The organism is Planktothrix sp. PCC 11201 (assembly GCF_900009135.1).
Lineage (GTDB): Bacteria > Cyanobacteriota > Cyanobacteriia > Cyanobacteriales > Microcoleaceae > Planktothrix.
In genome coordinates this window covers 114201-127910 of the sequence record NZ_LT797704.1, presented here as the reverse complement: position 1 = coordinate 127910, position 13710 = coordinate 114201, and the positions used below count along the sequence as shown (strand labels likewise).

Below are 13710 nucleotides of genomic sequence, written 5' to 3'. Positions count from 1 at the left end.
TAAACAGCTAATAGGAATAGAAAGGAGTCGGCGAGGACGCTGGCACGAAAAAACCAATAACTGATTACGGACGCGCCAATCGCCTAACAGCATGGCTCGATATCGGCACGTCTTGATCCTGATCACTGATTGCTGATCAATCTGAGTAAAGGGACTATGCAACTGATCGATACCCACGTCCATATTAACTTCAAAGCCTTGGCATCGGATTTAGACGCAATTCGGCAGAGATGGCAAGAGGCGGGAGTAGTCCGTTTGGTGCATTCCTGTGTTCACCCTGGAGAATTTCAGGAAATACAGGAAATTGCCAATCAAGTCCCGGAACTCAGCTTTGCTGTTGGGTTGCATCCCTTGGATGCTAAACTCTGGGATTCTACCTCGGCCCAAACCATTACCCAACTTGCCCAATCCGATGATAGAGTCGTTGCGATTGGGGAAATGGGGCTGGATTTCTATAAAGCCGATAACCGAGATCAACAAATCCAGGTTTTTACCGAACAGCTAGAAATTGCCTATCGTTTGCATAAACCTGTGATTATCCATTGTCGGGAGGCGGCAGAAACCATGATTCCTCTACTAAGGCAATTTTGGCAACAACGGGGCAAAGTTTCCGGGGTCATGCACTGTTGGGGAGGCACTCCCGAGGAACAACAGTCGTTTTTAGAATTGGGACTGTATATCAGCTTTAGCGGAACCGTGACCTTTAAAAATGCGATCGCCATTCAGGAATGCGCCCGTCTAGTTCCGTCTGATCGAATTTTAATCGAAACGGACTGTCCTTTTCTAGCGCCTGTTCCCCAACGGGGAAAACGGAACGAACCCGCCTTTGTGCGCCATGTTGCCGAAACCGTTGCCCGACTACGGGACATTTCCCTAGAAACCCTATCTCAACAAACCACCGATAACGCCTGTCAACTCTTTCAGTTATCAGTTAACAGTTAACAGTTATCAGTTGAGGAGTTATCAGTTGAGGAGTTAATAAATTAACTGTAAACTTCTTAACGATTAACTGATGACTGATGACTGATAACTGATTATTGATAACTGATAACAATTAACTCAATCACTGATTACTGATAACTGATTACTGATAACTGATAAATGGCAAGTCTAACCCATAACGAACCCACTTTTTTACTTCCTGACTTAATTGAAATTCAACGGTCAAGTTTCCGTTGGTTTTTAGAAGCCGGGTTGATTGAAGAATTAGAAAGTTTTTCCCCTATTACCGACTATACAGGGAAACTAGAACTGCATTTTTTAGCTAAAGACTATAAACTTAAACGTCCTAAATATGACGTTGATGAAGCCAAACGACGGGATAGTACCTATGCCGTTCAAATGTACGTTCCGACTCGTTTAATTAATAAAGAAACTGGAGAAATTAAAGAACAAGAAGTCTTTATTGGGGACTTACCCCTAATGACAGAACGGGGAACTTTTATTATCAATGGGGCTGAACGAGTCATCGTCAACCAAATTGTCAGAAGTCCCGGGGTTTATTATAAATCTGAAATTGATAAAAACGGGCGACGGACGTATAGTGCGTCCCTAATTCCCAACCGAGGCGCCTGGTTAAAATTTGAAACCGATAAAAATGACCTAGTGTGGGTCAGAATTGATAAAACCCGCAAACTATCCGCCCAGGTCTTATTAAAAGCCTTGGGACTCACCAATAACGAAATTTTCGATGCCCTGCGTCACCCCGAATACTTTGAAAAAACCATTGAACGGGAAGGGGAATTTACCGAAGATGACGCCTTAATGGAACTGTACCGCAAACTCCGTCCCGGGGAACCCCCGACGGTAGCTGGTGGGGAACAGTTACTTAATAACCGCTTCTTCGATGCCAAACGCTATGACCTAGGCCGGGTCGGACGTTATAAACTGAATAAAAAGCTGCGACTCACCATTCCCGATACTACCCGGGTGTTAACCTCCGTTGATATTCTCTCGGCGATTGATTATTTGATTAACCTAGAATTTGATATTGGTGAAACCGACGATATTGACCACTTAGGAAATCGTCGGGTACGGTCAGTGGGCGAACTGCTGCAAAACCAAATTCGGGTCGGTTTAAACCGCTTAGAAAGAATTATCCGAGAACGGATGACCGTAAGTGATGCCGATGCCTTAACCCCGGCCTCCCTGGTCAACCCCAAACCCCTAGTGGCTGCCATTAAAGAATTCTTCGGTAGTTCCCAATTATCGCAGTTTATGGATCAGACCAATCCCTTAGCGGAACTAACCCATAAACGCCGTTTATCCGCCCTTGGCCCCGGGGGACTAACCCGGGAACGGGCTGGTTTTGCTGTCCGAGATATTCACCCCAGCCACTACGGTCGGATTTGTCCGATTGAAACCCCAGAGGGGCCAAACGCCGGATTAATTGGGTCTTTGGCAACCTTAGCCCGGGTCAACCCCTACGGATTTATTGCCACCCCCTACAATAAAGTCGAAAATGGTAAAGTCCGCCGGGACTTACCTGCGGTGTACATGACCGCCGACGAAGAAGACGACCTGCGGGTTGCCCCAGGGGATATTAGAACCGATGCCGAGGGGACAATTTTAGGGGATATTGTGCCGGTGCGCTATCGCCAGGAATTCACCACCACAACTCCGATGCAGGTGGACTATGCCGCCGTATCTCCGGTACAGATTGTCTCCGTCGCCACCTCCTTGATTCCCTTCTTGGAACACGACGACGCCAACCGGGCCTTGATGGGGTCTAATATGCAACGGCAAGCCGTCCCCCTGCTCCGTCCACAACGGCCCTTAGTCGGAACCGGACTAGAAGCCCAAGCCGCCCGGGATAGCGGGATGGTGATTGTCTCCCGTACCGATGGGGAAGTTAGCTATATTGACGGGTCTTGTATCCGGGTCATGGATACCACGGGCAAAGAACATGAATATGAGTTACAAAAATATCAACGTTCTAACCAAGATACTTGTTTAAACCAGCGCCCCTTGGTTTATGAAGGAGATCAGGTGGTAGCGGGTCAGGTGTTAGCCGATGGTTCCTCCACCGAAGGGGCTGAACTGGCTTTAGGTCATAATATTCTGGTGACTTATATGCCCTGGGAGGGATATAACTACGAAGACGCGATTTTAATTAGTGAGCGTCTAGTCCAAGAGGATATTTATACCTCCATCCACGTTGAAAAATACGAAATTGAAGCCCGACAAACCAAACTCGGCCCGGAAGAAATTACCCGGGAAATTCCCAACGTCGGGGAAGATTCCCTACGACAACTCGATGGAAACGGGATTATTCGAGTCGGGGCTTGGGTGGAATCAGGGGATATTTTAGTCGGGAAAGTCACCCCCAAAGGGGAATCCGACCAACCCCCGGAAGAAAAATTACTGCGGGCAATTTTCGGAGAAAAAGCCCGGGATGTGCGGGATAACTCCCTGCGGGTTCCCAATGGAGAAAAAGGTCGGGTTGTGGATGTGCGCGTCTTCACCCGGGAACAGGGGGATGAGTTACCGCCTGGGGCGAATATGGTGGTGCGGGTTTATGTAGCGCAAAAACGCAAAATCCAAGTCGGGGACAAAATGGCCGGACGCCACGGGAATAAAGGGATTGTGTCTCGGATTCTGCCGATTGAGGATATGCCCTATCTCCCCGATGGTCGGGCTGTGGATATTGTCTTGAATCCCTTGGGTGTACCCAGTCGGATGAACGTCGGCCAAATCTTTGAATGTTTATTAGGGTGGGCGGGTCAAAACCTGAAAAAACGCTTCAAAGTGGTTCCCTTTGATGAAATGCACGGCCCCGAAATGTCCCGGGAAACCGTGCACGGGAAGTTAAAAGAAGCCCGGGAGAAAACCAAGAAAGATTGGTTGTTTAACGAAAATTATCCTGGGAAAAGCATCGTTTATGACGGCCGTACCGGAGAACCCTTTGACCAACCCGTCACCGTGGGGATTGCCTATATGTTGAAACTAGTTCACTTGGTTGATGATAAGATTCACGCCCGGTCTACTGGCCCCTACTCTTTGGTAACTCAGCAACCCTTGGGAGGAAAAGCCCAACAAGGAGGACAACGGTTTGGAGAAATGGAGGTTTGGGCCTTGGAAGCCTTCGGAGCCGCTTATACCTTGCAGGAGTTGTTAACGGTCAAATCCGACGATATGCAGGGACGCAACGAAGCCCTCAACGCTATTGTTAAGGGTAAAGCCATTCCCCGTCCTGGGACACCGGAGTCCTTCAAGGTGTTGATGCGAGAGTTGCAGTCGTTGTGTTTGGATATTGCGGTGCATAAAGTGGAAACCACCGACGAAGGTGGAAGCCGAGATGTGGAAGTAGACCTGATGGCTGATATTCCAGCTACCCGGATGACCTACACCTCCAATAACTTTGCCCCCGCTAAACCTACTTATGATTTAAGTAGTTCAGTCGAAGAAGACGAGTAATCAGTTATCAGTCATCAGTCATCAGTTAACAGTTATCAGTCATCAGTTAACAGTTATCAGTTATCAGTCATCAGTTAACAGTTAACAGTTGAGGAGTTATCAGTTGAGAAGTTAACCAACTGTTGAATTCTTTACTATTCCCTGTTCCCCGTTCCCTGTTCCCTATTCCCTGAATAAAATGGCTAAAATTGAACAACGGTTTGATTACGTTAAAATTGGAATCGCTTCTCCAGAACGCATTCGCCAGTGGGGAGAAAGAGCCCTACCGAATGGTCAGGTGGTTGGAGAGGTCACAAAACCTGAAACCATCAATTACAGAACCCTGAAACCGGAGATGGACGGGTTATTTTGTGAACGAATTTTTGGCCCGGCAAAGGATTGGGAATGTCATTGTGGGAAATATAAACGGGTAAGACATCGTGGAATTGTCTGTGAACGCTGCGGGGTGGAGGTAACAGAATCCCGGGTTCGTCGTCACCGTATGGGTTTTATTAAACTAGCCGCTCCTGTGACCCATGTTTGGTATCTGAAAGGGATTCCTAGTTATATGGCTATTTTATTAGATATGCCATTGCGGGATGTAGAACAGGTCGTTTATTTTAATGCCTATGTAGTGTTAAATCCGGGTAACTATGATGGCCTATCCTATAAACAGTTATTAACCGAAGATACTTGGTTAGAAATTGAAGACCAAATTTATAGTGAGGATTCCACCTTAACCGGAATTGAAGTCGGAATTGGAGCCGAAGCCATTTCCCGTTTGCTCGAAGATATTCCCTTAGAAGAAGAAGCCGAAAGATTACGCGAAGAAATTGCCGTTGCTAAGGGACAAAAACGCGCCAAATTAATTAAACGATTGCGGGTAATTGATAACTTTGTGGCGACAGGTTCCAAACCAGATTGGATGGTTTTGAATGTGATTCCCGTCATTCCTCCCGATTTACGGCCAATGGTGCAGTTAGATGGGGGTCGATTTGCCACCTCCGACTTAAACGACCTATATCGTCGGGTGATTAACCGAAATAATCGGTTAGCCCGGTTGCAGGAAATTCTCGCCCCAGAAATTATTATCCGTAACGAAAAACGGATGTTACAGGAAGCTGTTGATGCCTTAATTGATAACGGTCGCCGGGGTCGGACGGTGGTGGGGGCGAATAATCGACCCTTAAAATCCCTCTCCGATATTATCGAAGGAAAACAAGGACGATTCCGTCAAAACCTATTAGGAAAACGGGTCGATTATTCTGGACGTTCGGTTATCGTGGTGGGGCCAAAATTAAGAATGCACCAGTGCGGTTTACCACGGGAAATGGCAATTGAATTGTTCCAACCCTTTGTAATTAACCGCCTAATTCGTCAAGGATTAGTGAACAATATTAAAGCGGCGAAAAAACTGATTCAACGGAATGATGCCAGCATTTGGGAAGTCTTACAAGAAGTCATCCAAGGACATCCGGTGATGCTAAACCGCGCCCCAACCTTGCACCGTTTAGGGATTCAAGCCTTTGAACCGATTTTAGTCGATGGTCGGGCGATTCAACTGCATCCGTTAGTTTGTCCCGCCTTTAACGCTGACTTTGACGGTGACCAAATGGCTGTTCACGTCCCCCTATCGATTGAATCCCAGGCTGAAGCTCGGTTATTGATGTTAGCCTCGAATAATATCCTATCCCCAGCCACGGGTAGACCGATTGTGACACCCAGTCAGGATATGGTGTTGGGATGTTATTATTTAACCGCAGAAAACCCCAAATTAGAGGATCAAAGTCACCGCTATTTTGCTGATTTAGAAGACGTAATCTTAGCCTATAAACAGGGTGCTTTGGGTTTACATTCCTATGTTATGGTGCGATTTGATGGGGAGATTTTATCGGATGAAACAGAACAGATAGGAGTCGAACATACAGACGACTTAACTGGAGTGATCACTAAAACTTATGTGGGCAAAAAAACAGGGAAACTAATGCGACGAGTTCGAGAAGATTCCGAGGGTAATATTCTAGCTCAATATATCCGTACTACCCCGGGACGTGTCATTTTCAATAAAACCGTTCAAGACACACTAATACAGTAATCAGTGTAGAGACGTTGCATGCAACGTCTCTACATTGATTAATCTTGCACTGGTAACTGATAACTGATAACTGATAACTGATTTACATCATGACTAACAAAAAAATCTTTCGGAATCAAGTTATTGATAAAGGACAATTAAAGAAAATCATGTCCTGGGCTTTTATGAATTATGGCACGGCTCGTACCGCCCAAATTGCCGATGAATTAAAGGAATTAGGGTTTACCTATGCCACAAAAGCCGGGGTTTCTATTAGTGTTGATGACTTACAGATTCCCCCTTCCAAAAAAGCCTTATTAGAAGAAGCGGAAGAAGAAATTAGAAATACAGAACGCCGTTATATTAAAGGGGAAATTACCGAAGTTGAACGGTTCCAAAAAGTTATTGATACTTGGAATGGGACGTCCGAAGCCCTGAAAGATCGGGTGGTGGAAAACTTTAAAGCCAGTAACCCCCTGAACTCCGTTTATATGATGGCCTTCTCCGGCGCCCGGGGGAATATTTCCCAAGTCCGTCAGTTAGTAGGAATGCGGGGATTAATGGCCGATCCCCAAGGGGAGATTATTGATTTACCGATTAAAACCAACTTCCGGGAAGGCTTAACCGTTACGGAATATATTATTTCCTCCTATGGGGCGCGTAAAGGTCTAGTAGATACGGCCCTACGAACCGCCGACTCAGGGTATTTAACCCGCCGTTTAGTAGACGTTTCCCAGGATGTGATCCTGCGGGAAATTGACTGCGGAACCAGCAAGGGGATTTGGACTCGCAGTATGACCGATGGGGAACGGGTGTTAATTCCGATCAAAGATCGGTTAATGGGCCGGGTGTTAGGGGAAGATGTTCGCCACCCGGAAACCGGAGAAATTGTCACATATCAGTCAGAACAGGCGGTGAAAAATCACTCCGTGAGTGAGGAGTTAGCCCTAGCTATTCAGGAAGCCGGGGTTGAGGAAGTGCTATTGCGATCGCCTCTAACCTGTGAAGCCAATCGTTCCGTCTGTCAACATTGCTATGGCTGGAGTTTAGCCCATGGTCATAACGTTAACCTGGGGGAAGCGGTGGGAATTATTGCCGCCCAGAGTATCGGCGAACCCGGAACCCAGTTAACCATGCGGACATTCCACACTGGAGGGGTATTCACCGCCGAAGCCGCCGGAATGATCCGAGCTCGAATTGATGGGGTAGTCAAGTTCTCCAAATCCCTGCGAGTCCGTCCCTTCCGTACCCGTCACGGGGATGATGCCTTTATCGTGGAAAGCACCGGCCAGATTATTGTCGAAGGTGGCGGAAAAAACACCGAAAAACACAGTATCGCCCAAGGAACAACGATTATTGTTCAAGAAGGCCAAAGGGTCAAAGCTGACGAAATCCTAGCGGAAATTGCCGCTGGGGGTCGGACAGCCCGGAAAACCACGGAAAAAGCCACCAAGGACGTGGCCACGGACTTAGCTGGGGAAGTCAAATTTGCTGACGTAGTTCCCGAAGAAAAAACCGACCGTCAAGGGAACATGACCCGCATCGCCCAACGGGGGGGGCTGATTTGGGTTCTCGGAGGAGAAGTGTATAACCTGCCCCCGGCGGCGGAACCATTGGTCAAAAATGGTGACCAGGTGCATCCAGGAAGCGTTCTCGCCCAAACCAAACTGGTTTCTGAGCATGGGGGATTAGTCCGAATTCGGGAACAGTTTGCTCCCGATGAGCTACCTCGGGAAATTGAGATTATTACCGCTTCGGTATTGCTGGATCAAGCCTTAGTTCGCTTAGTACAGATGCAGGGACGGGAACAACATATTATTGAAACCAATAGTAACCATCGCTTCATGCTCAAAGTCAGTCCGGGTTCCAAAGTGGAAAACCACGATGTGATTGCGGAACTGATGGATGATAGCTACCGCACCAAAACCGGGGGGATTATTAAATACGCCGGGGTGGAAGTCGCCAAACGGGGTAAGGGAAAACAGGGTTATGAAGTCACCCAGGGAGGCACTTTATTATGGATTCCCGAAGAATGCCATGAGGTGAATAAGGATATTTCCCTACTGTTAACTGAGGATGGACAGTATGTGGAAGCGGGGATGGAAGTGGTTAAGGATATCTTCTGTCAGAGTAATGGGGTGATTGAAGTTACTCAGAAAAATGATATTCTGCGAGAAATCGTCATCAAACCCGGGGAACTGCATCTGGTGGATGACCCGGAAATGGTGATGGCGATTGATGGCCAGATTGTCAATCCCGGCCAAGAGGTGATTCCGGGAATTGTGTCTCAGGACTTGCATTATGTGGAATATGTGGAAACTCCCGAAGGCCCAGCCTTGCTGTTGCGCCCTGTGGTGGAGTTTAGCGTTCCCGAAAATCCTACCGTACCTTCTCAGGAATCTCTGAACGAATCTATTGTCCTGCGAGCCGTGCAACGTTTAACCTATAAAGATGGGGAACGGGTACGGTCTGTGGAAGGGGTGGAACTGCTACGAACCCAGTTAGTGATTAGTATTGGCATCGAAGCCCCGCAGTTAGCGGCCGATATTGAGTTACTTCCCGATGAGAATGACCCCGATGTCAGGAAGTTACAGTTAGTGATTTTGGAATCCTTGGTGATTCGTCGGGATGTGATCGCTGATGCCACCCAGGGCAGTACCCGCACCCGGTTACTGGTCAAGGATGGAGATGAAATAGAAAAAGGCGCCGTGGTCACCCGCACGGAAATCATGTGTAAGGAAGACGGGATTATTCAGGGGATTCGGTCGGGGTCGGAAATTCTGCGCCGTTGTTTAGTGGTACGAGATATTGACCAAATGACCATTGAGTTGCCCGAAGGCGTTAAACCGACGGTGAAATTGGGTCAACTGTTGGTAGAAGGGATTGAAATTGCTGAAGGGGTTAAGCTATCGGAGTCCGGTCAAGTCATTGCCGTTGGTGACAAAATCGTGGGTCAGGGGACTATCCCGGTCACGGGAAATCAGATTACCCTGCGTCGGGGTCGGCCCTATCGGGTGTCTTCCGGTGCCATTCTCCACGTTAAGGACGGAGACTTGGTACAACGGGGGGATAACTTGGTGTTGCTGGTGTTTGAACGGGCCAAAACCGGAGATATTATTCAAGGGTTGCCCCGAATTGAAGAATTATTAGAAGCCCGCAAACCCAAGGAAGCCTGCGTTTTAGCCCGACGTCCGGGAACGGCCCAGGTGACGATGGATGATGACGTCACCGAACTACGGGTGATTGAAAATGATGGCACGGTTACGGATTATCCCCTGGGTTCGGGTCAATCCCCAATTGTCTCCGATGGTCACAAAGTAGAAGCCGGACAAACCCTGACCGATGGCCCTAGCAATCCCCATGAAATCCTAGAAGTGTTCTATGACCATTATCTGGAACAGGGGGAAGGAATGTATGATGCGGCTTTGGGCAGTTTCCGCCAGTGTCAAGCGTTCCTGGTCAACGAGGTGCAGTCGGTGTATCAGTCCCAGGGGATTGATATTTCCGATAAGCATATTGAGGTGATTGTCCGTCAGATGACCTCTAAGGTGCGGATTGATGATGGGGGCGATACGACTATGTTACCTGGGGAATTGGTGGAACTGCGCCAGGTGGAACAGGTGAATGATGCCATGTCGATTACCGGAAGTGCCCCCGCCAAATATACCCCCGTGTTATTGGGGATTACCAAAGCCTCCTTAAATACCGATAGCTTTATCTCGGCGGCTAGTTTCCAAGAAACCACCCGGGTCTTGACCGAAGCGGCGATTGAGGGCAAATCCGACTGGTTACGCGGTCTCAAGGAAAACGTGATTATCGGACGCCTGATTCCGGCGGGAACGGGATTCAATGCCTATGAGGAATCCGGTAATGCCGAGTATGGCTTCGATAACGGGACGTTGTATTTGGATGAGGAAGACGAGGACGAACTGCGGGATGTGGTCTTGGATGATAAAACCGCCCGGGTCTATAACAGTTTTGAACGGGAATTACCCCCAGAACCCAAAGCAGCAACCTCTAGTTTCGGCAAAGGCAGCAAAGTCCTATTTGAAGATAGTGAAGATGATCCTTTATTATCGGCTATCCTCGATGATGAGTTAATTGATGACGAATACGAAGACGACGAGGACGAAGACGAATAAAATCAGTTATCAGTCATCAGTAAACAGTTATCAGTTAGGAAGTTTACAGTTAATTTTTTATTAACTGTAAACACTGATAAATCTTACACTGATAACTGATATAGCAGTCTCTACATCTATTAGGACATTCTTGAAAGCTAAAAGCTGCTCACAGTAAGTATTTACCTATAGCGAGATTGCCTATTCCCTATTGCCTCTTGCTATAACTGTTTACTGTTTACCGATTTTGATTTATGTCTGAAACCATTAAACTCGATCAATTTCTAAAATTTATGGGTGAAGTCTCCACCGGGGGACAAGCCAAAATCCTAATTAAATTTGGTGATGTTGAAGTCAATGGTGAGGTTGAAACTCGCAGGGGACGAAAGTTAGTCACAGGGGATAAAGTGTTGGTTAATGGAAAAACCTTAACGGTTAATTTATCGGAAAAATGGGTTTAAAACCCCTAAGTTCTACTTAGGCTTTTTATTGTAAACCTTTGTTGCAATATCAACCAATCTTGTACCCAAAAATATAGGATAAGAAATCAGGCTAGAGGTAAGGCAATGTTAGTGNCCTTTGTTAAAATATCAGCCAATCTTGTGCCCAAAGATATAGTATAAAAAATCAGGCGAGAGGTAAGGCAATGTTAGTATTTGAGTTCAAAACTTACGGAAAAGCCAGTCAGATTGAAGCAGTAAAGGAAGCAATTCGTACAGCACAATTTGTCCGCAATAGCTGTTTACGCTATTGGATGGATAATCAAAAAATAGATAAGTATGATTTAAATAAATATTGCGCCGTGCTTGCGAAGAATTTTCCGTTTGCTAATGAACTCAATTCTCAAGCCAGACAATCTTGTGCTGAACGAGCCTGGTCTGCTATTTCCCGTTTTTACGAGAACTGCAAAAAGTCAATTCCGGGTAAAAAAGGATATCCCCAATTCCAGAAAAACTGCCGTTCTGTTGAGTATAAATCAACGGGTTGGAAACTTGCAGATGATAGAAAATCCATAAAGTTTACCGATAAAAAAAATATTGGTAAACTCAAGTTAAAAGGCACACGCGACTTACACTTTTACCAAATTAGCCAAATAAAACGGGTGAGATTAGTAAAACGTGCAGACGGCGTGTATGTTCAATTCTGTGTCGATGTTGACCGGAAAGAAAATACAAAACCTTCTGGAAATACTATTGGACTAGATGTGGGCTTGAAGGAATACTACACCGATTCAAATGGAGTCACGGTTGAGAATCCTAAATTTCTCCGTCAAGGTCAAAAGGTTCTTAAACGTTCACAACGTCGGATTTCCCGAAAAGTCAAAGGTTCAAAAAATCGAGGCAAAGCTAGACAGATTTTAGGGAAACGCCACCTCAAAATAAGTAGGCAACGTAAAGACCATGCTGTGAAATTAGCACGGTGCGTAGTTCAGTCTAACGACTTGATAGCCTACGAAGATTTGAGAATTAAAAATCTGGTAAAAAATCATTGTTTAGCTAAGTCTATTAATGACGCATCTTGGTATCAGTTTCGGGTCTGGATTGAATATTTTGGGAAAGTATTTGAAAGAGTCACGGTAGCGGTAAATCCGCAATATACCAGCTCATATTGCTCTAGTTGCGGTGAAATTGTTAAGAAAACGCTATCCACTAGAACCCATGTTTGTAGGTGCGGTTGTGTCATGGATAGAGATGAAAATGCAGCTAGAAATATCCTTAGTCGAGGATTGAGTACCGTAGGGCATACGGGAACTTTCATGCTAGACATGAGCAACGCTTTGGGAGAATCGACCTCTACTCGGGCTGGAGAAATCCTGTTCGAGCAAGTTGGCTCTATGAACAAAGAATCCCCACGCCTTTAGGCACAGGGAGTGTCAAAACATTGATAATAGGACTTGACCATTGGGCATAATCGTATTGTAAATCATGGCATCTTCATGATTAAACCCGATGGCATCGGTTAGGTTAGCATCGGTTAAATTAGCGGCTTTAAAATTGGCTTTGTGTAAATCGGTATCGCGTAAATCTGCCCCCACTAACCAGGCATTTTCTAAATTACATTCATATAAAGTTGCATCGCTTAAATCTGCTTGATAAAGATTAGTATAACTTAAATTAGCTTGAGTTAAATTCGCTCCATTGAGATTAATATGGGAAAGATTTGCCCCCATCATTTGGGTGCTATATAAACTGGTTTGTTTCAAAATGGCATAACTCAAATTCGCCCCCATTAAGTTGGCCCCGCGCAACGAAGCTCGACTTAAATTTGCGTAACTGAGATTTGACCCACTCAAGTCCGCCCCGATAAAGACTAACTTACTTAGATCACAAGTTTGCAAATCTGCCCCTCTTAAATCCACCCCTTTAAAACTCCATTCTCCTTTTGCCTTTCGCTGCAATAATTCCAACCCATCCATAATATTCAGCCTAAATCCCATTCATTTCATTTTGTCTGATGAATTGCCAATCTAGGCTCTCTAAATCTTGTGATTTATACTTCATCGAGTTTACCATAACAAATTTTAATTTGCTCTGCTAAGTCAAAAAGCAAAGAAAGTAGAGTGATTTCATATCTCTTAAGCAATAAGAATTAAAGTTAGATGTTAAGAATCCCTGAAAGAATAAAGAATTGAGTATTTTCGATGCCGAATGTTTGACAGAATGTAAAGTTAAATTACAACTGTGATTAAAATGTTGAGAAATTTTCCAAAATTGAATCAATCCTTTAACCTGGAAGTTTAAAGTAATATTATCGAGAGAGAACCAATGCAAGATCTGAAAAAGTATCGTATTCGATGCACACTAACCTATGGCGATATCTATAGCCAAATCATCGTTTGGTTAATTGTCATCTTTATCGCCTTAGCAACTTCCCTAGCCCTGTGGAGTACAACCCGTCAAATTTATGCTTTAGCGACGGTTGGCCTAATTGTTGTGCTGTCTTTACCTTTCCTGCTCTTTGCATTCGTCACCACTTTATTTAACCATATTGAAATTTTATCCGTAGATCCCTTGATTGAAGACGAACCCAGTCGTGCTGAATTTCCGGCTTCCTAAACAAATCAGTTATCAGTGTAGGGGCGGGTTCATCAAAATTTAGGTGATTAACAAAAATCTAAAA

The 13710-nt window shown here is 45.6% G+C and carries 8 protein-coding genes; 7 read left to right on the top strand and 1 reads right to left on the bottom strand.

Annotation, left to right across the window (positions count from 1 at the left end; all coding sequences use genetic code 11):
• Positions 1 to 156: 156 nt before the first annotated feature.
• From PL11201_RS15850 to PL11201_RS15825, 6 genes are all read left to right on the top strand, one after another.
• Entirely contained in the window at positions 157 to 942 is a 786-nt protein-coding gene (locus tag PL11201_RS15850; RefSeq protein ID WP_079679895.1) for a TatD family hydrolase, read from the top strand.
• A gap of 159 nt (positions 943 to 1101) precedes the next feature.
• Positions 1102 to 4416, top strand: coding sequence for a DNA-directed RNA polymerase subunit beta (gene rpoB / locus PL11201_RS15845; protein ID WP_079679894.1), 3315 nt, complete (start codon positions 1102 to 1104; stop codon positions 4414 to 4416).
• 178 nt (positions 4417 to 4594) lie between these two features.
• Positions 4595 to 6490 (top strand): DNA-directed RNA polymerase subunit gamma, encoded by a 1896-nt coding sequence (locus PL11201_RS27350; RefSeq protein WP_079679893.1) that lies wholly within the window; start codon positions 4595 to 4597, stop codon positions 6488 to 6490.
• An 86-nt stretch (positions 6491 to 6576) separates the two neighbouring features.
• Entirely contained in the window at positions 6577 to 10611 is a 4035-nt protein-coding gene (locus tag PL11201_RS15835; RefSeq protein WP_144017781.1) for a DNA-directed RNA polymerase subunit beta', read from the top strand.
• A 233-nt stretch (positions 10612 to 10844) separates the two neighbouring features.
• Positions 10845 to 11051, top strand: coding sequence for an RNA-binding S4 domain-containing protein (locus tag PL11201_RS15830; protein ID WP_079677060.1), 207 nt, complete (start codon positions 10845 to 10847; stop codon positions 11049 to 11051).
• Between the two features lie 185 nt (positions 11052 to 11236).
• On the top strand, positions 11237 to 12451 hold the full coding sequence (locus PL11201_RS15825) for an RNA-guided endonuclease InsQ/TnpB family protein (protein ID WP_079677061.1): 1215 nt from the start codon (positions 11237 to 11239) through the stop codon (positions 12449 to 12451).
• 12 nt (positions 12452 to 12463) lie between these two features.
• Here PL11201_RS15825 and PL11201_RS15820 read toward each other — a convergent pair whose 3' ends face one another.
• Positions 12464 to 13006: a pentapeptide repeat-containing protein gene (locus PL11201_RS15820; protein WP_079677062.1), complete on the bottom strand. Its 543-nt coding sequence runs from the start codon at positions 13004 to 13006 to the stop codon at positions 12464 to 12466.
• A 349-nt stretch (positions 13007 to 13355) separates the two neighbouring features.
• Between PL11201_RS15820 and PL11201_RS15815 the strand changes: the two genes are divergently transcribed.
• Positions 13356 to 13646: a hypothetical protein gene (locus PL11201_RS15815; RefSeq protein WP_079677063.1), complete on the top strand. Its 291-nt coding sequence runs from the start codon at positions 13356 to 13358 to the stop codon at positions 13644 to 13646.
• The last annotated feature ends 64 nt before the right edge of the window (positions 13647 to 13710 follow it).